Source organism: Catenulispora sp. GP43 (assembly GCF_041260665.1).
Lineage (GTDB): Bacteria > Actinomycetota > Actinomycetes > Streptomycetales > Catenulisporaceae > Catenulispora.
Genome location: NZ_JBGCCT010000048.1, coordinates 34,007 through 51,355, shown reverse-complemented (window position 1 = coordinate 51,355; position 17,349 = coordinate 34,007). Strand labels below are relative to the sequence as shown.

Annotated in this window: 25 protein-coding genes; 17 read left to right on the top strand and 8 right to left on the bottom strand. The window is 69.9% G+C overall.

From position 1 onward, the window contains the following. Positions 1-165: 165 nt before the first annotated feature. Complete coding sequence (locus ABH926_RS50545; protein ID WP_370374581.1) at positions 166-465, bottom strand: hypothetical protein; 300 nt, start codon at positions 463-465, stop codon at positions 166-168. A 112-nt stretch (positions 466-577) separates the two neighbouring features. On the opposite strand from ABH926_RS50545, the gene ABH926_RS50540 reads away from it, so the two are divergent. Next, complete coding sequence (locus tag ABH926_RS50540; protein ID WP_370374580.1) at positions 578-1,129, top strand: ATP-binding protein; 552 nt, start codon at positions 578-580, stop codon at positions 1,127-1,129. 5 nt (positions 1,130-1,134) lie between these two features. On the opposite strand, the gene ABH926_RS50535 is transcribed toward ABH926_RS50540, so the two are convergent. Continuing rightward, positions 1,135-1,530, bottom strand: coding sequence for a MarR family transcriptional regulator (locus ABH926_RS50535; RefSeq protein ID WP_370374579.1), 396 nt, complete (start codon positions 1,528-1,530; stop codon positions 1,135-1,137). 122 nt (positions 1,531-1,652) lie between these two features. Between ABH926_RS50535 and ABH926_RS50530 the strand changes: the two genes are divergently transcribed. Beyond that, a complete protein-coding gene (locus tag ABH926_RS50530; protein ID WP_370374578.1) occupies positions 1,653-1,982 on the top strand; it encodes a hypothetical protein in 330 nt (109 codons plus the stop codon). Between the two features lie 121 nt (positions 1,983-2,103). On the opposite strand, the gene ABH926_RS50525 is transcribed toward ABH926_RS50530, so the two are convergent. Then, positions 2,104-2,400, bottom strand: coding sequence for a CsbD family protein (locus tag ABH926_RS50525; protein WP_370374577.1), 297 nt, complete (start codon positions 2,398-2,400; stop codon positions 2,104-2,106). 105 nt (positions 2,401-2,505) lie between these two features. Between ABH926_RS50525 and ABH926_RS50520 the strand changes: the two genes are divergently transcribed. From ABH926_RS50520 to ABH926_RS50480, 9 genes are all read left to right on the top strand, one after another. After that, entirely contained in the window at positions 2,506-3,375 is an 870-nt protein-coding gene (locus ABH926_RS50520) for a class II glutamine amidotransferase (RefSeq protein ID WP_370374576.1), read from the top strand. 60 nt (positions 3,376-3,435) lie between these two features. Further along, positions 3,436-3,930 carry a helix-turn-helix transcriptional regulator gene (locus tag ABH926_RS50515; RefSeq protein WP_370374575.1) on the top strand — a complete coding sequence of 165 codons (495 nt, stop codon included), beginning with the start codon at positions 3,436-3,438 and terminating at the stop codon, positions 3,928-3,930. A 34-nt stretch (positions 3,931-3,964) separates the two neighbouring features. Then, entirely contained in the window at positions 3,965-4,309 is a 345-nt protein-coding gene (locus ABH926_RS50510; protein ID WP_370374574.1) for a helix-turn-helix transcriptional regulator, read from the top strand. Continuing rightward, complete coding sequence (locus ABH926_RS50505) at positions 4,263-5,486, top strand: protein kinase (protein WP_370374573.1); 1,224 nt, start codon at positions 4,263-4,265, stop codon at positions 5,484-5,486. Before ABH926_RS50510 ends, ABH926_RS50505 begins: the two co-directional genes overlap by 47 nt. Then, positions 5,368-5,940 carry a hemerythrin domain-containing protein gene (locus ABH926_RS50500; protein WP_370374572.1) on the top strand — a complete coding sequence of 191 codons (573 nt, stop codon included), beginning with the start codon at positions 5,368-5,370 and terminating at the stop codon, positions 5,938-5,940. The genes ABH926_RS50505 and ABH926_RS50500 overlap by 119 nt, the downstream gene beginning before the upstream one ends. A 32-nt stretch (positions 5,941-5,972) precedes the next feature. Beyond that, positions 5,973-6,314: a hypothetical protein gene (locus ABH926_RS50495; RefSeq protein WP_370374571.1), complete on the top strand. Its 342-nt coding sequence runs from the start codon at positions 5,973-5,975 to the stop codon at positions 6,312-6,314. Between the two features lie 93 nt (positions 6,315-6,407). Next, the gene (locus ABH926_RS50490) at positions 6,408-6,650 is read left to right on the top strand and encodes a hypothetical protein (RefSeq protein WP_370374570.1); all 243 of its coding nucleotides are present in this window, start codon (positions 6,408-6,410) and stop codon (positions 6,648-6,650) included. 18 nt (positions 6,651-6,668) lie between these two features. After that, positions 6,669-7,133: an ATP-binding protein gene (locus ABH926_RS50485; RefSeq protein WP_370374569.1), complete on the top strand. Its 465-nt coding sequence runs from the start codon at positions 6,669-6,671 to the stop codon at positions 7,131-7,133. A 127-nt stretch (positions 7,134-7,260) separates the two neighbouring features. Beyond that, positions 7,261-7,521, top strand: coding sequence for a hypothetical protein (locus ABH926_RS50480; protein WP_370374568.1), 261 nt, complete (start codon positions 7,261-7,263; stop codon positions 7,519-7,521). Between the two features lie 73 nt (positions 7,522-7,594). Here the strand turns inward: ABH926_RS50480 and ABH926_RS50475 are convergent, their stop codons facing one another. Beyond that, entirely contained in the window at positions 7,595-8,569 is a 975-nt protein-coding gene (locus ABH926_RS50475; RefSeq protein ID WP_370374567.1) for an anti-sigma factor RsbA family regulatory protein, read from the bottom strand. 271 nt (positions 8,570-8,840) lie between these two features. On the opposite strand from ABH926_RS50475, the gene ABH926_RS50470 reads away from it, so the two are divergent. Next, positions 8,841-9,194, top strand: coding sequence for an STAS domain-containing protein (locus tag ABH926_RS50470; RefSeq protein ID WP_370374566.1), 354 nt, complete (start codon positions 8,841-8,843; stop codon positions 9,192-9,194). A 48-nt stretch (positions 9,195-9,242) separates the two neighbouring features. After that, positions 9,243-10,274 (top strand): GDSL-type esterase/lipase family protein, encoded by a 1,032-nt coding sequence (locus ABH926_RS50465; RefSeq protein ID WP_370374565.1) that lies wholly within the window; start codon positions 9,243-9,245, stop codon positions 10,272-10,274. A 26-nt stretch (positions 10,275-10,300) separates the two neighbouring features. On the opposite strand, the gene ABH926_RS50460 is transcribed toward ABH926_RS50465, so the two are convergent. Together ABH926_RS50460 and ABH926_RS50455 are read right to left on the bottom strand one after the other, a co-directional pair. Beyond that, entirely contained in the window at positions 10,301-10,465 is a 165-nt protein-coding gene (locus ABH926_RS50460) for a hypothetical protein (RefSeq protein ID WP_370374564.1), read from the bottom strand. 77 nt (positions 10,466-10,542) lie between these two features. Next, entirely contained in the window at positions 10,543-10,986 is a 444-nt protein-coding gene (locus ABH926_RS50455; protein ID WP_370374563.1) for a lipopolysaccharide assembly LapA domain-containing protein, read from the bottom strand. Positions 10,987-11,120: 134 nt separating this feature from the next. Between ABH926_RS50455 and ABH926_RS50450 the strand changes: the two genes are divergently transcribed. Then, entirely contained in the window at positions 11,121-11,624 is a 504-nt protein-coding gene (locus tag ABH926_RS50450) for a metallophosphoesterase (protein ID WP_370374562.1), read from the top strand. Positions 11,625-11,685: 61 nt separating this feature from the next. After that, on the top strand, positions 11,686-12,150 hold the full coding sequence (locus tag ABH926_RS50445; protein WP_370374561.1) for a DUF4240 domain-containing protein: 465 nt from the start codon (positions 11,686-11,688) through the stop codon (positions 12,148-12,150). A gap of 25 nt (positions 12,151-12,175) precedes the next feature. Here the strand turns inward: ABH926_RS50445 and ABH926_RS50440 are convergent, their stop codons facing one another. Both ABH926_RS50440 and ABH926_RS50435 read right to left on the bottom strand, forming a co-directional pair. Beyond that, the gene (locus ABH926_RS50440; protein WP_370374560.1) at positions 12,176-13,141 is read right to left on the bottom strand and encodes a hypothetical protein; all 966 of its coding nucleotides are present in this window, start codon (positions 13,139-13,141) and stop codon (positions 12,176-12,178) included. Further along, a complete protein-coding gene (locus tag ABH926_RS50435; RefSeq protein ID WP_370374559.1) occupies positions 13,138-13,716 on the bottom strand; it encodes a SigE family RNA polymerase sigma factor in 579 nt (192 codons plus the stop codon). The genes ABH926_RS50440 and ABH926_RS50435 overlap by 4 nt, the downstream gene beginning before the upstream one ends. Positions 13,717-13,863: 147 nt before the next feature. Here ABH926_RS50435 and ABH926_RS50430 point away from each other — a divergent pair, with 147 nt between their 5' ends. Together ABH926_RS50430 and ABH926_RS50425 are read left to right on the top strand one after the other, a co-directional pair. Continuing rightward, complete coding sequence (locus ABH926_RS50430) at positions 13,864-15,753, top strand: hypothetical protein (RefSeq protein WP_370374558.1); 1,890 nt, start codon at positions 13,864-13,866, stop codon at positions 15,751-15,753. A 23-nt stretch (positions 15,754-15,776) separates the two neighbouring features. Continuing rightward, positions 15,777-17,348, top strand: coding sequence for an ABC transporter substrate-binding protein (locus ABH926_RS50425; RefSeq protein WP_370374557.1), 1,572 nt, complete (start codon positions 15,777-15,779; stop codon positions 17,346-17,348). The last annotated feature ends 1 nt before the right edge of the window (position 17,349 follow it).

The window sequence follows — 17,349 nt, the reverse complement described above, 5'->3', positions numbered from 1 at the left end:
GCCGAGATCCGCCGCCTATTCACCCGGATCGGCACGCAGGCCCAGCACCTGCTGTTCACAATCGGCTGGAGCATCTGGCGCCGTCATCATCAAAAACGCGCTCAACGCAGCCACTTCCGACGACGCGGCCAGACCCCACCCTAACCACCAAGTGCGGCTGCAGTACTAGCCGCCGTTGACCGCGATGCGGTCGATGGCGGCGGCCAGGTCAGCCATGGTCTGCAGGATCTCGGCGGGATCGGATTCCGGCGGGGCGTGGTAGGGGCGCAGGATGGTGGCGGCGTCGAAGCCGCGGGCGTTCAGGACGCTGGCGGTCATGGTGCGGGCCAGGTCCAGGCCGGTGGCCGGGTCGTCGACGAAGACGCCGTAGGCGTTCCTCATCGCGGTGTCGAGGTAGTCGACGTCCTCGGGGGTGAGGCGGCGCGGGAGGGTCGAACCCGGGTAGACGCGGAACCATGCAGTCATCGTGTCCTCCTTGTCGGTGCGGTGTTTCATGGCCGCTATGTCCGCGTCTTCCCATGCCAAACGGTGGTAGTTGTTTAGCGGCGGGGTTCCGGGACATTGCGTTGTACTGACGATGCGTTCGAATCAGCGACTTCTGCGAGGCGGCGTCATGCAGCATTCCTGCGGTACCGAACCGGTCGATGTGGGCAGCACGGCCCGTCGTAAATCCGGTGGGCGGCGGGGGCGCGCGCTGCCCGAGCAGTCCGGTGTCAATTCCCTGTCTTGGTCGTTTCCCGGGACCCCGGCGGATGTGTCGTGTTCGCGGCAGTGGCTGGCGGTCGCGGCCACCGAGGTGTGGGGCGACTGCGAGGACACCGATCGGCTCGTGCTCGCCTACAGCGAGATCGCGACCAACGCCGTCGTGCACGGCGCCGGGCCGGTGACGGTGGCCGCGCAGATCTGCCCCACCAGCGCGCGCTGCGAGATCGCCGACCGGTCGGCGCGGATGCCGAGCATCCGGCACGCGAGCGCCGCCGACATCGGCGGGCGGGGGCTGGAGATGGTGCAGCTCACCGTGGACCGGTTGCAGGTGGCGGCCGATGAGGCGGGGAAGACCGTGTCGTTCGAGGTGGGGCGGCACGATGACGGCCGGGGGCAGGCCGCGGGCTCGGGGGACGGGTCGTAGGAGCGCTATTTAGCCGCTTTGGCCACTTTGGCAGTTTTGACGGCTTTGGCGACTGTAGCAACAGTGGCGGCTTTGGCTGCTGGCGCCGACTCGCCGGGCAGTTCCGCGAGCAGTCTGAGGAAGGGCCCCACCAGCAGATCGTGCTGGGCCGGGTGGCGGAACGGAAGATCGAGGTGGACGACGTAACGGTTCCGCCGGCCGACTCGGCTGCGCGTCACGTAGCCGGCGGCGTCCAGGTCGGCGATGATCGCTATGGCGGCACGCTCCGTGATCCCGGCCGCCGCGCTGATGTCCCTGATCCTGGCGTCGGGGTTCCTGGCGATCTCGACCAGGACGTGGCCGTGTGACGTCAGCAGGGTCCAGGCATCACGTTTGCGGTCATTCGCCACGTCGCGGATCATACCGAATCGGGTGAGTCGTCACCCTGTTCGGCGGCGCCGGACAGCTGATCCCCGGTACCGTTCATATGTAAAATTAAGCATGAAAAGGAGATCAGGTATATAGACGCGGGCGGGAGGACGCCATGGCCGGCCTTTCGCAGGGCTGCACATCTGTCGGGAAGGACATGCTGGCGCGGCTCATCGCAGCGGTCAGGGTCAACGAGGTGGTGGCCTGGACCGATGCCGCGACCCACGCCGAGCGAGAGGTCGCCGCGCTGTGGGGTGACCGCGCACACGCCGGACGGGCGGCGCCGGTCGAGGTGACGACCGAGGTGCTGTACCAGCTGGCGGCCGCGGCCGACACGGCGATCGGCGCGCGGCACGCTTCGGGCTCCGAGTGGGCCCTGCAGGTCGGGATGGACCTGGCCGAGGTCCGCAAGCTCATCGCGGAGGCGACGACAGCGGCTGAGTGAGGGGTTCGGCAAGCGGGGCAGGCAAGGCAACGGCCAGGCAGCCCGCAGCACAGAGAAGACCGGCCCTGCGGGCGCTACACCCGGGGCCGGCCGGTCGGCGCGCAGCCGCTCAGCGAACTCCTTACTTGTTCAAGTGCTCCTTGGCTCGCGCGCCCAGCTGCTCGACCTTGCCCTTGGCCTCCATGCCCTCGTCGTCGGTGACGGCTCCGGCCACTTCCCGGACCTTGCCCTTCGCCTCCTGGCCGGTGTTCTTCACCGTGTCCTTCGCCTTGTCGGCCGCGTGGGCGGCGTGGGCCTTGTCCTGGTCGGCCTGGCCTTCGGCCTGCATGCGCTCGTTGCCGGTGACCTTGCCGGTGGCTTCCTTGGCCTTGCCCTTCGCGTCCTCGACCGCGTGCTTGGCCTTGTCACTGACGCTCATGGTGGATCCCTTCGTCGAGCTGTTCCTCGTGAAGCGCCCTCGTAGCCCGTCGCACGGGGATGAAACGGGCGTTTAGTTCCCGTGGGGCTGGGCACCCGGCCACGTATGTGCCGTTTGTTCGCCATGACCAGCGCTCCGGAGCGCGTGCGGGCCACGTTCTGGCTCCTGGACGCCGCGGACAGCCTGTCCGCGCAGAGCAGGCGGGATCCGGACGGGACCGGGCTGGGCTACTTCCGGCCCGACGGCGAACCGGTGCTGCACAAGGCTCCCATCGCCGCGTACGAGGACCGGGCCTTCGCCGAGGAGGCCGCGACCGTTGAATCCTCGACCTTCATCGCCCACGTCCGCTACGCCACCACCGGAGCGCTTTCCATACGCAACACGCACCCCTTCTGTGCCGACGGCCGCATGCTGGCCCACAACGGCGTCATCGAGGGCAAGGACATCCTCGAACGGCATCTCGGCGACGCCATGGCCCAGGTGCGCGGTGACACCGACTCAGAACGCTTCTTCGCGTTGGTGAATCGCGAGACCGAGGCCGCCGGCGGCGATGTGGCCGCCGGCCTGGAGTCCGCGGCGCGCTGGGTCGCCGAGAACCTGCCGCTGCTGGCTCTCAACATCGTGATGACCACCGCCGACAGCCTGTGGGCGCTGCGCTATCCCGAGACACACAGCCTCTATCTGCTGGAACGGCGCGCCGACGGTCCCCACCAAGGTCGCGGCCTGGACCAGAACGGGAGCGGCGGACGCATGCGGGTGCGGGCCGACGGCCTCGCCGACCGGTCGTCCGTGGTCGTGGCCAGCGAACGGCTCGACGACCATCCCGGCTGGCGTGCGCTGCGCTCCGGCGAACTCGTACATATCGGTCCCGACCTGCACGTCACCAGCCGTATCGCGCTCCCGGACCCGCCAGCGCATCCGCTCACGCTCGCAGACCTCGATCCGCACGCCGCACAGGCTCAGAGAACGAGCTGAACCCCGGCCAGCGGACCCGGCGTCAACCTCGTTCCATTGCCACAGGGATATGGTGGAGGAATGGAGGAGGCAGAGGAACGTCGAAGGTGGACGCTGCTCACCTCCCACGGACACGTCCTCGTGGAGATCGCCCGCAATCCGCGGGCCCGCGTGCGGGACATCAGCGCGATCATCGGCATCACCGAGCGTGCCACCCAGGCCATCATCGCCGACCTCGAACGGGCCGGGTATGTGCAGCGCGTCCGGGTCGGACGGCGCACGCGCTACGTGGTGCACATGGACAATCCGTTCCGGCACGCGGCACAGGACGGCCTCCAGGTGGGGCCGTTTCTGGAGATGCTCGCCGGCACCAGCACCCTGGCCGCCGCGGTGACGCCTGAGGAAGGCATCACCCCCGAAGACCTCATGGTGAACCCTGTCGTCGCGCTGCCGGATCCGCTCGCCGCAGCCGGCGCCGGTGCAGAACCGACCGCGATGCCCCCGGCTCCCCTTGCGGCACCGGAGCCCCCGGAACTCCCCGGGTCCCCGGCCGGCGGGGAATACCCGAAGAATTGATCACGATTCGCGCTTCCGCGGGTATCATCGCGGCGTGGCAGCAGGCGACGGCAGGCGCGACGCGTGGACGTTGCTGACCTCGCACGGCCGCGTCCTGGTGGAGATCGCCCGTGATCCGCAGGCCCGTATCAGAGAGCTGAGCGCCGCGGCCGGGATCACCGAGCGGGCCACCGCCGCGATCATCGCCGACCTGGAGGCCGCCGGATACGTGACCCGCAGCCGGGTCGGGCGGCGCAACCACTACGCCGTGAACCTGGATCTGGGCTTCCGCCACGCGGCCCAGCGCGATCTGCAGGTGGGCCCGTTCTTGGCGTTGCTGTCGGGAAACCACGGTGCCGGAACGGCCGTGGAGCGGGATAAATCTCTCAAGGGCGTGTGAAGCAGCGGATCCGGGTTATCCGGCGTCGGTGAGTCTTACCGCTGTGAGCGCTGTCAGCCAGGGTCTGTTGGGCAACCGCTACCGGCTCGGTGAGCGCATCGGGCTGGGCGGCGCGGCCGAGATCTACCAGGCCGCCGACCTCCGCCTGCGGCGTGCCGTCGCGGTCAAGGTCCTCAGGACCGGTGACGACCGCCGCGACTTCACCGCGCGCTTCGTCGAGGAGGCACGGCTGCTCGCCGCCGTCGACCACCCGAACCTCGTCCCGCTGCTGGACGCCGGCCGGCACGGCGCGTGGCGCTATCTCGTGATGCCGCTGATCCACGGCGAGGACCTGGCGCGGATCATCGGGCGCGGACCGCTGCCGCCGGCGGAGGTCGCACGGCTGGGCGTCGCCTTGGCCGACGCGCTGGACCACATCCACTCGCGCGGCATCGTCCATCGCGACCTGAAGCCCGCCAACGTCCTCGTGGAACCGGACGGCGGGATCTTCCTGGCCGACTTCGGGGTCGCCCATGCGTGGGACGGTCCGGTGCACACCGGCAGCGGCCTGGTGGTCGGCACCGCAGGGTACATGGCACCGGAGCAGGCGCAGGGCTGCGGGCCGATGCCCGCATCGGACGTATTCTGCCTCGGGCTGGTCCTGCTCGAAGCGCTTACCGGGCAACCGGAATACCCCGGTCCGGCCTTGGACCGGATCGCCGACGTGGTCAACAGGCCGCCGCGCATCCCGGCGGACCTTTCGCCGCGGTGGCGGGCCCTGCTCGCCACGACGTTGCGCCGCGAGCCCGGCAGGCGTCCGACGGCCGGGCAACTCAGGGACCTGATCCGCGCGGAATGCGAGCAAGCCGCTCCGGCCGGGCCGGCTCACCCGCGGCACCGCCGGCCGACCGAACCGGCCGAACCGGCCGAACCGCCCATATCAGCATCACCATCAGCACCCAGAGTCGTCCCACCGCTGGCTGCGTCACCGTTTATCGCCGATCCGACTGGACACCCGGAGGACTCCGCCGGATCCGACGGATCGGCGGACACGCAGCGATGCGGGAGGAGTGACTTCAGTGACCGAGACCTCAAGCGACGACGTCATCGCCGTCCTTACGCACGATCATCGGGAAGTCCTGGCGCTCTTCGACGAGCTGGACAGGACGCGGGACAGCGCCGATCCGAAGCGGCGTAAGAACCTGGCCGACCGGGTCACGATCGAACTCGTCCGGCACGCGACGGCCGAGGAGCAGTTCCTCTACCCCGCCGTGCGTCTCAACGTCGACGGCGGCGCGGAACTGGCCGACCGCGAGATCGGCGAGCACGCACAGGTCGAGCTGGCCCTGAAGGAACTCCACGGCATGCAGCCCGACGACGAGCCGTTCGAGGCGACGCTGCGGCTCGTCATCGACCTGGTGAGCGCGCACATCGCCGAAGAAGAACAGATCCTGTTCCCCCGCTTGCGGGCCGTGTGCACCGCCGAGGACCTCGTGGCGATCGGCAAGATGGTGACGACGGGCAAGAAGCTCGCCCCCACCCGGCCCCATCCGGGCGCCCCCGACACGCCGCCGGGGAATCTCACCGCTCCCGGTCTCGCGGTCGTCGACCGGATCCGCGACGCGTTCAGCGGCCGCGGACGCGAAGCCTGAAGACCCTGAAGACCCTGAAGGAGTAGCAGGTGATGACGAACGAATTCGACATCCACACGGCGACCGAGGCGGCGGAGGAGGCCGGCGCGGGCCGCCCTGCCCGGCCGCGGGACGTCTCACTGCTCGACGACGAGAAACGCGCGGCGTTCCTGGGCGAATGGCAGGCGGTGCAGACCGGTTTCGCCACCGACCCGCAGCGCGCCGTCGAGGCCGCCGAGCGTCTGGTCGCCGCCTTGGCCGAGAGCGTCGTCCGGCGGATTGACGAGATCGCCGACGGCGTGAAGGGGTCCGCGACTCCAGGTGCCGACGAGGAGGCCCGGCGCGAGCACTTGCTCCGCTGCCGCGAGGCGTTCCACCTCCTCATCGACAGCTGACATCCGGCCCGGACCGACACTGAGAATCGAGAAGCGAGAAGCGAGAAGCGAGAAGCGAGACCACACAAGCAGACATGCAGAGGAGTGGTGGCAATGGCGCACATCGTCGACGAGGGAATCGGCATGCTCCAGGCGGCCGGGCATAAGGTGCAGGACGGCGTCAGCGCCGTGCAGAAGCAGGCACAGAAGCAGACGCAGAAACAGACGCAGAAGCGGAAGAAGTCCGCTTGGCCGGCGCGCGCGGCCGGACTGGCCGCCTCCGTAGCCGGGGCGGTCACGGCGTTCCTCGTCAGCAGCAGGCTGGTTCGCTCTCGCCTCGGCCGACGCGGGCAGTGATCCGCGCATGGGCATCCGATGACCCCGGCTGTGGCCATGGACCACGGAAGCCCACAGGCACGCCCCGGCGAACCGGAATCCGGACGGACCGTCGTCACGATCCACATCCCGGCCCAGCCCGAGTACATCGCGGTCCTGCGCGCGGCGTGCGGGCAACTCGCGCCGCGGCTGGGCTGCGGCTCGGCCGAGACCGCCGACCTGCAACTGGCGGTCGACGAGGCGTGCGGGTTCCTGCTGCGCACCTGCCTCACGGCCGGCGGCGATCCGGAGCAGGACGGCGGCCTGGCGGCGTCCTTCGTCGTGGCAGGCCCGAGCCTGCACATCACGGTGCAGACCCAGGCCGACGTCTTCATCTCCCCGGACGACGACGAGTTCGCCGGCCCCATCCTCACCGCGCTGGTGGACGACTTCGCCTGGCATGTGGAGGGCTCGGCCGTCCGGGTGGAGATCCGGAAGCAGCGCGCGGACGGGATGCGGGGATGACCACGCCGCAGGATCGACCTGGGCCGGCGCCCGGCGACCTTAGCCAGGGCGACGTTTGCCGGGCCGGGGCAGGGGGCACGAGGGCCCTGTCGGGGTGCGCAGCTGCCTGCCCGGCGGAGGTGAAGGCATGACGTGCGATGAAGAGTTCAACGCCTTGCGGCGGGCGGAGCAGGATCTAGCCGCTTGGCGGGAGCTGCATTCCCGCCCGAGCGCCGCTCCCGAGGCCGAAGTCCTGCGGCGGTCCGCGGAACTGACCGCCGCTCTCCGCGAGAGGCAGGACGCCTACAACAGGTGCCGGGGAGCGAAGATGGCGCACGACGACTTCGAGGCGCTGATGCGGGACGAAACCGGTGCGCCGCTCGGTGGCGGCGCCGGGCCGCCGATGTAGCAGCGCAGATGTAGGGGCGCGCGCGACACCGACACCGACACCGATCGCGACGTGCGGTGCCACGCGCGACGCGCTAACCAGCAGCGCCACCGAGGCGGGCCCGGACAACGGTCCCCTGACCCGGCGCCGAGCGGATCTGCAACAGGTCACACACCTGGTTGACGATCCACAGCCCGGCGTTCCCGCCCAGCCCGCCGGTGGGCCGGCGGCGCCCGGCCAGCGGGTCGGTGATCACACCGTCGTCCCGTACCTCGCACACCAGGGCCGCGACATCGCGCCACAGGCGCAGGACGCCGGCTCCGCCGCCGTACTTGATGCTGTTCGCCGCGAGCTCGCTGACGACCAGGACCGCATCATTCGCTCCCCGGCCGCCCACCACGGGCTCGGCGAACTTCGCGACGTGGTCGCGCAGCTCTCTGAGGCTGTCCAGGTCGAAACCGAGTTCCCACACCGGCCCCGACGGTTCCTCCAGGGGCTCGTCGGACATGGCGGTCCGGCTGAATCCGGAGCGCGGATAGCTGGCGCTGCGCTCTCTGGTGTCGTGGGCGACGACGCTGGGGTGGCTTCGGTGCACGCTGTCGATCACCGGCTGCGGCAGCGCTTCGGCGTCGTAGGGGCACAGCAGCCACCAGGCGGGGCCGGTGTCGAAGGCGGTGTTGAGCAGTTGCTCGTGATGCCGGCATTCGGCGATCTCGCTGGGGGTGCGGCCGCTCCAGATCGGTTCGCCGACCCCGCGGAAGCCCCGCGCGGTGGGCGCGTTGCGGTCGACCCAGTCCTGCCAGGCCGGGATGATCCGGGCCGGGTTGCGGCCGGTGAGCGCCATGTCGAGGAACTCGACGCGGTCGGCGTCCCGGCCCAGGGCACGCCGCAGCAGCGCGGCGCGGGCCGCGATGACCGCGACCAGCACCGCCTCGCCGGCGTCCAGCCCATCGCGCACGAACGCGGTGGTACCGGCCAAGAAATGCTCATCCCCGGAATACAGAAACGCCTCGTGGCGGAACGTGTCCGCCGAATCGAGGGTCTGAGCAGCGAAGGGAAGCCTGCTCACGCTCTCACCTCACCATGAACGACTGACCACGGATTACCGCTTTGGCCCGGACTAAACGAACAGGTGGACGAAGAATGGTCCGGGTGCGGCCTCGATTCGGTCACGGAGCCCGCGGTCTCGGATCCGCTCGTCCGGGGGCCTCACTCCCGAAGCCCGATACACGAGATATAATTCATGTATCAGTTGACAGAGTTGTCGGCGATACCGAAAGCTGGAGCCGCCACCGGCGCCGGCACGACGCCGCACCGGGGCCCACAACAAGGAGCCGGCCATGGAGTTCTCTAGTACCGCGACACGCATCGCGGACCGCGTGGTCCTGACCGTCGCCGGCGACATCGACCTCGCCGCCCACGGCCGGTTCCAATCCGACCTCGACCAGGCCTGGGACGCCGACTGCGACCTGGTCATCGACTGCTCCCGCGTCACCTTCCTGGACTCCATGGGACTGCGTGTGCTGGTCCATGCCATGCAGCGGGCCTCCACCCACGGCCGTGACATCGCTCTGGCCGCTCCTTCCGAACCCGTCCAGCGTGTCCTGGACCTGGCCGGCATCAGGAGCCTGTTCACCGAGATCGGACCCGTCGCCGAAGCAGGAGCCGAAGCCGATTCGGATCACGCCGTCTAAGCGGCGCGCGTCTGGGTACCCGCACTCCCTGACGGCGAAAGGAGAATCATGAGGCCACCTCGGATCATGGTCCTGGGCGATTCGCTCGCCAGCGGGATGCAGGACGACTACACGTGGCGCTGGCAGCTGGCCCAGCACTTCCGGCGTACGGGCACGGCGGCCGAGTTCGTCGGTCCGCACACCGGGACGTTCTCGATGTACGAGGATCCGGTGCTCCTGGCTCTCGTGGAAGGACGCCCGGTACCCACCGGGCCCGATGTCGGCAACCCGATGACCGGCCCCTATCGGGAGGGCGGCTTCGAGGGCGGGCACTGCGCGCGCCCCGGATGGACGGCGAACTCCGCGAAGGCGTCGGTGCGCGAGCACGTCGCCGCCGAACGCCCCGATTTCCTGCTGGTCCAGTTGGGCTTCAACGACCTCGCGATGGTCGGGCCGCCCGACCAGGCGTTGCGGGATCTGGCGGCCGTCGTGGCCGAAGCCCGCGCCGGCGCGCCCTCGGCGGTCTTCCTGGTGGCGAACATCGCCGGAACCAGCACGTGGGGGAACGAGTGGTTCCGGGAGACGATCCGGGACTACAACGCCAAGCTGCCGTCCGCGCTCGCGGAGCTCTCGACGGAGCAGTCACCCGTCGCCTTGGTGGACGTGCACAGCGGCTTCGATTCCGACACCGACACCTACGACGGCATCCATCCGAATCCGGCCGGCGAGCTGGTCATGGCCGGCCGCTTCGCGGACACGCTGCGGCGGTTCGGCGTCGGCAGCGAGCCGTTGCGGACGCCGCGGACGCGGCCGCGTGAGCTTCCGTTGGCCGAGCCGACGATCGTCGCCGTACGGGCTCAGGACGACGCGAGCGTAAGGATCGAGTGGAGCCGGGTGCGAGGAGCCTCCGGCTATCAGGTCGCGCTGCGTGATGTCACGCTCGGGCAGCCGCGCCGGGTCGGGCCGATCCCGGTCCTGGGCGACCACTGGCTGGCCCAGGGGCTGACGGCGGGCCACGTCTACGAGTTCGACGTGGCCTCGGCGCGCGGCGGGACGCTGGGGCCGCGCTCGGAGCCGCTGCGGCTGGCCGCCGGGTGCTGAGGAGTACCGGCCGGCCGCTCAGCGGATCATCTGGAGCGTGCGCCGCTGCGGCGGGACCGGACCGCGCCGACGCCCAGTCCGATGACGAACAGGACGATCCCGATGACCAGGAGCCATAGCAGGCCCTTGATCACCACGCCCAGGACGCCGAACAGCACGGCCAAAACGAGAATGAGAAGTATCCAGCCCATGCCTTCATGATTCGCCGGTTTCGGCGAAGTCGCAGCCGCACCGGCTGGCGCTTGCGGTGATCGGGTGCGACACCGCTTTACTGCGGAGGCGCCTGCGGGGCCTGTGGGGCCTGTGGCGGCTGTGAGACCTGGGGCGCCTGCGGTGCCTGCGGAACCTGCTCCAAGAGGCGCTCGCGGTCCTGGTGCAGGCTGCGTGCCTTGCGCCGCAGCTGAATGATGCGTCCCGCCCCGGGCACGACGACGAGCAGCACGCCCAACGCCGCGGCCATCAGCAACGCGACGCCAAGCGGCGCGTTCCAGTGTGCGCCGTACAGGTGGATCTGGATGCGTTGGCCGTTCTGCAGGATGAAGACCAGCAGCAGCACCAGCACGACGGCGCCGCTGGCCAGCATCACCCACAGACCGCCCAGGCGGCTGCGCCCCGGCACCTTCTCGTGTTCCGGAGCGATCGTGGTCCCACCTGCTCCGGGCACCACCGCGCCACGGGCAGGGTCGGGTTCTTGTGGAGCGTTCCCAGCCATGAGCCCCGCTCCTCTCGCGTGTCGTTCTTCCGGATATAAAACCGTTCGCCCCCAATACCCCCATTCGGTCAAGTCAAGCCGTCGTAGCATGGGCAGATCAACACCCGCCGCCCGAGTGACGAAGGAGCAGCCGCTTGCGCCTGCTGCTGATGTCGGACACCCACGTCCCGGCCCGTGCCCGGCTGCTCCCCGAACCACTGCTGGACGCGGTGGACGCGGCCGACGTCGTGTTCCACGCCGGGGACTGGGTCGACGCCGACACCCTCGACCTGCTCCAGCAGCGTTCCAAACAGCTGGTCGCGGTCTACGGCAACAACGACGGGCCGGAGTTGCGGCGGCGGCTGCCGCTGGTGGCGGAGGTCGAGCTCCAGTCGTGCCGGTTCGCCGTGGTCCACGAGACCGGCCCGGCCAAGGGACGCGAGCAGCGGTGCGAAGCTCGTTTCCCCGGCATCGACGTCCTGGTGTTCGGGCACAGCCACATCCCTTGGGACAGCCAGGCTCCCGGCGGCATGCGGCTTCTCAATCCCGGCTCGCCGACCGACCGGCGCCGGCAGCCCTATGCCACGTACCTGACCGCGTCGCTGGAAGACGGGCGGCTCGGGAATGTCCGTGTGCACGAACTGCCGCGCCGGGGCTGAAGGCGATCGAGCCGCCTTCACTTGGCCGCGTTGTCGGCGCCGGGGTCTATCGTCGCTTGCCATGACGACAGATGAGCAAGGCGGGCCGCGCCTCCCCACCGACGAGGAAGAGAACCGGTTCTGGTCGTTGCTGGCCGAGGCACGGTCGGGGGCCGGCGGCTCGACGGAGCGGCTTCTGGAAGCCTTGTCAGATCTCTGCGAATCGATGTCGTCCAGCGAGCTCACCGACCTCGACCGGGTGGTGGAGCGCAAGCTGTACGACATCGACCGCGCCGACATCCACGCCGTCACCGACGGCTCGGACGACGGGTTCCTTTATGCCCGCGGGTACATCGTCGCCTCGGGCCGCGAGACGTACTACGCCGTGCTCGCCGACCCGGACACCGCGGAGGAGGACGAGGAACTGGAGGAGATGTGCTACTTCTTCGCCCATCTCCACGACAAGAAGTACGGCTCGTGGCCCGAGACGGGTTCCGGTATCTCGCGCGAGTCGTTCTCGAACGCTGAGGGATGGCGCTCGGCGTGATCCGGTGACTCGGTGACTCGGTGGCTCAGTTGTGCGAAAGAAGGGCGTCGGGCGCCACGAACTGCTCCACGCCCGCCGCCGCCGCCATCTGCTCCAGGGTGAAGGGGAACGGGTCGTAGACCGAGCCCGGCTGTTCGGTCGCCGAGCTGTTGTCGTAGCCGTCCACGGCCACGATGGTCAGGGCGGCTCCGGACTTCAGGACCCGCCTGGCCTTGGCCGAGACGCGGTCGCCGTTCTGCACCTCGCTGACGGTGACCGTGGAGCCGTCCTTCAAGGTCTTGGTGCTCTTCGGGATCCAGGCCGCCGCCCCGGTGCCGATGCCGGGTGCGCGGTTGGCAAGGGTCATGTCGCTGGACATCTGCGACGGGTCCGGCGCGCCGGGCAGGGAGAACGTGACCGAGACGAAGACCTGGGGGAGCTCCTCGCAGTCGGCCTGGTGCGGGTTCGAGGCCCGGCCCTGGTTGTTGTAGCAGAGGCCGGCCGAAGTGGCGACCGCCTTCCCCTTGACCATCGTCTCGCCCCACACGATGTCCGGCGCGATCACGCGACCGCTCGCGTCGGTCTCCACCAGATGCTTCCCGGCAGGGTCGAGGATGCCGTCGATGGCGCGCAGGGCCGGGCACTCCTGAAGGGCCACTTTCTTGCCCGTCGGATCGGACAGGGTCAGGACCGCGCTCACGTCCGCCGCGCAGACCGCGTCGTACGGCGCGGAGGTGGGGGCCGCGAGCGGGCTGGTCACGGCCTTCGTCGGGCCCGCGGCCGTCGTGGCCCGGCCCTGGCCGACGGCGCCCGGCAGGGCGGCGACCGCGATGCCGACCGCGGCGATGCCGGCGGTGGTGCCGCCGACGGCCGCGAGGCGGCGGGTGCGCGCTCCCCGGCGGCCGGCGGCGGCGATGCCGTCGGCGGTGAAGCTCAGCGGCGGCGCCGGGTCGTCGGCAACCTGGGCGAACATCGCGTGGACACGGTCGTCGTGGTTGTGCGTGTCATTCATCGATCCCACTCCTTGTCGGGCAGGCGGATGGAGGGTGCGGTGATCGGTTCGAGCAACGTGCGCAGCGCGGCCAGTCCGCGCGCGGACTGGGATTTGACGGTGCCGGCCGTGCAGCCCAGCACGTGGGCCACCTGCTCGACCGACATGTCCTCCCAGTACCGCAGGACCAGCGTCGCGCGCTGCCGGGGCGGGACCTTCGCGAGCGCGGCGAAGATCTCGTCGCGGTTCCCGAGCCGGACCTCGAACCCTGATCCGGCCCTGCCGTCCTCGCCGCCGGCCCCGTCCTCGTCCCGCATGTGCAGCCCGACTTCGGGCATCTCCGCGAAGGGACGTTCCCGGCGCCAGCCGCGCCGCCGCTCGTCGATCAGGCAGCGGACGAGAACCTGGCGGACGTACGCGTCGCGGCTGTCGCTGCGCTGGACCTTCGACCAGGACCGGTACAACCGCAACAACGCGTTCTGCACCAGGTCCTCGGCCTGATGCCAGTCGCCGCACATCAGATAGGCGGTACGGCGCAGCGCGAGGGATTGCGCGGCGACGTATTCCTTGAACTCTGCCTCATCTCTAAGGCGCATTCAGCAGCTCCCTCCCATGTCCCGCCTAGGACGGAAGGAATGAGGTTGCAGGTTGCACGAAGGACCGGAGAAGTTTCGCAGACCCTTAACCGGCAACCCTTATGAGAACTCTGATTCACACCGGGGAGCTGCGGGGAGGAGCCGTTCATGTTGTACGGGCGGTCGAGGATCTTCGACTTCGCGGAAGCCGCGTTGCAGCGCACTCACGCCCCGGTCCGGCCGCTCCCCCTCGTGCCGCTTCTGGGTCCGCACGGGGCCGGGGGCACCGCCGTCCTGGGACGGCTGGCGAAGCTGGCCGCGGACCATCCCGGTGCGGCGCTCGACCTCGCCGGCGCGCAGGACGTCGGCAGCGTGGTGTTCGCCGCGGTGCACGAATTGGGGCGCCAGCACATCCGCGGCGTCCGGCGGGTGCAGCACTTCCCCCGGCTCGGCGTCGTCACAGCGACACTCGGCTACTCCGGCAAGCCGGAGGACGGGCAGGCGTTCCGGGCGCATGTGCGTGACAGCCTCGGCACCGCGAACCTCGCCGCGACCCTGGAGTCCTGGACCGACCGGGCGGCCCCGCTGGTGGCCACCGCCGCGCCGCCGGACCTGACGCGGTTCCTGGTCACCGTGCTCGGGGCGCTGGTGTCCGGGGTCCGGGCCAAGCGGGTCGACGGCCTCGCCGAGTCGCTGGGCGGGTACGACCTGCTCAGAAGACAGACCAACAGATGGCGCGAAGGGCTCGAAGGCGAGCCGGGACAGATCGCGCAGCGCACGGTGGACCACCTTCTGGTCACCGCCTTCATCAGTGATCTGCGGGCCGACTTCAACCACGGCCCCTCGTACAACCAGCGCCGCTCCAATGCCTTCCTGCTCCTGGACAACTGCGACGACCAGACCGCCGTCGAGTTCCTGGAGCACATCGCCGACGCCCGCCGCCTGGCCTTCACCGCCGCCGTCGAGCCGGACCCGTTGCTGGTGTTCGCGGTCCAGCACGGCGAGTTCCACGACTACGAGCGCCGGCCCCTCTCCTCGACCGACCCCGCGCTGGTCTTCATCGAACCGGACCGGAACGAGCGCCGGGAGGACCATCCGCGCCTCTGGCTGCCGGTGAGCCTGGCCCCGCTGGTGCGCCCCGATGTACAGGCGATGATCGGGACCAGCCCGCGCGGCCGCATCGCGCAGGACACGACGTTCGTGCTCGCTCTGACCGCGGGACATCCGGCGGCGACAGCACTGGTCACGAAACTGATGGCGGAATTCGGCAGCGCCACGTTCGACGTCCCCGGGATCCTCGGTCGCGCGCTGCCCGACGAGCTCGAACTGCCGCACATCCCTCGTTCGCAGCGCGGCGGGACCGTGCTCGACGTGCTCCTGAGAACCCTGATACAGCTGAACCCGGCAGAGGCTCCCGGCGCGGATCCGTCCCCCATCGCGCGGCTCGCGGTCTGCGCCGCGACCGATCCCCTCGATCCGGACGGCGCCGACGCGGTGTTCCGCTATCTGCGCTGGCCGGACGGCGCATCGGCGGCGCTCGACGTCTTCAGGGCGGGCCTGTGGCTCGCGCCGGGGGCCGAGCCGCACCTGCACCCCCTGCTCACGCGCCTGCTGCGGCGTTGGCTGGCCCGGTTCCCGGCGTTGTGGACCGACGTGCATCAGGCCTATGCGAACTACTACGGCGAGAAGCCCGGCCCGCAAAGCATGATCCACACGTTGGCCCTGGTGGATCCGGCCCACCGCGATCCGCTCGCGACCGTGGTCTCGCACCTGGAGCGGGAGATCCGGCGGCGCTCGAAGGCGCAATGGCACGACCACCTCGCCGAGATCACCCGCGCGCCGGGCCGGATGCCGGTCTCCGACGACCCCTCCAACACGGTCAACCAGATCGCCGGGATCCGCGACGGCATGGACCTGCGCCGCACGATCGCGCGCCTGACGGTCGCCACCTGGCTGCACCGCGACGTCCCCATGGACCCCTACGAGAGGCTCGCGCCGATCGTCGCCGAGGAGGACGCCTCGTTCAGCGCCGGCTTCCCCCCGAACCAGCCGAATTGAGCGACCGACAGGAAAGGCCGGCTATGCCCGAGCGCCCCCGCACCCTCGTCCGCTCGCTCCGCCACTGGTTCCGGCGTCTGACGCTGCTCCAGCAGCGGCTCACTCAGGCGTTGGCGGTGGTGGTCTGCGCGGCCCTGGTTTTCGCCGGCTTCCAGCTGTGGCAGTCGGTGAAGCCGAACTCCTACTGCGCGAACCAGGGCTCGACGATCGTCCAGCACGCCTCCGGGGAATGCGTCGGCATCTCGGACGGCCGCTTCGTCTTCGCGCCGGAACTGGCCGACGTGGAACACCGCATCCTCGCGGAGAACCAGCTCGTCGCCGCCCAGCATCCCGGCGGGTACGTCAGCGTCGTGCTGCTGCTGCCGATCTCCGACAGCAGCGGCAGCATCGAGGCGATGTCGAACGTCCTGGAACAGCTCCGCGGCGCCTATATCACGCAGTACCGGGCCAACCGCACCACGGTGGACGGCATCGTGCCGGCGATCCAGCTGCTCATCGGTAACGACGGCTACCAGGCGAACCAGTGGCCGACCACGACGCGCATCATCAAGCAGACCGAGCAGCGCACCCACGTGGCGGCCGTCGCGGGCCTCGGCGTCAGCCTGACCACCACGATCGCCGCCACCGACTACCTGACCTCCCAGGCCGGCATGCCGGTCTTCGGCGCCACGGTCACCGCCAACGACTTCGACAACATCAGGAAGTTCGTCCGCGTCGCCCCGAGCAACCACGACACCATCGCCGTGGCCGTGCAGTACATCGGCAAGCAGTTCAAGAGCGCCCTCCTGGTCCAGGACGAGAACACCGGCGACGCCTACGACGGCACCCTGGTGACCGGCTTCGAACAGTTCGCCGACCCGGCGCACGCCCTGGTCGGCCGCGAGACCTTCGACAGCACCCCGCGCACCGCGGCGGCCACGGAGGCCGGCCGCGTCCAGGCGAACCTGATGATCCGCAACCGGATCAGCCAGATGACATCCAACATCTGCACCGCCCAACCGGCCGCGGTCCTGTTCGCCGGCCGCGGCGAAGACCTCGCCGAACTGGTCGCCGACCTGGCCGACCGCCCCTGCCTGAACACCCCGATCACCATCATCAGCGGCGACGACGTCACGAACCTGCCCTTCACCGACGCCGTCCGCAAAGGCCTGAGCACCAACGTCACCGTCGACTACGCGGGCATCGCGAACCCCGGCGAATGGACGATCCCCACTCAGGACCCGACCACGAGCGCGAAGGGCGCCCAGGGCTTCAAGGCCTTCAACGACTACGCCCAGCAGCTCTTCCCCGGCGCACCCCTCAGCGACGGCAACACCATGGCCGCCTACGACGCGATGCTCACCGCCGTCTCAGCCATCCGCCTCACCTCCCTGCCCCAACCCACCCTGGACGCGGTCGCCGGCGAACTCGGCGCCCTGCACGGCTCGAACGAGGTCCTCGGCGCGAGCGGCCCGCTGGACTTCTATGCCGACTACGACACCAGCAAGACCGGGAGCGACCCGGACGGCAAGCCGATCCCGATCCTGAAGCTGGCGCCGAACGGCGACGCGGCGGTGCAGTCGATGGAGATTCCGAAGAGTCAGGTCGCGCCGTAGC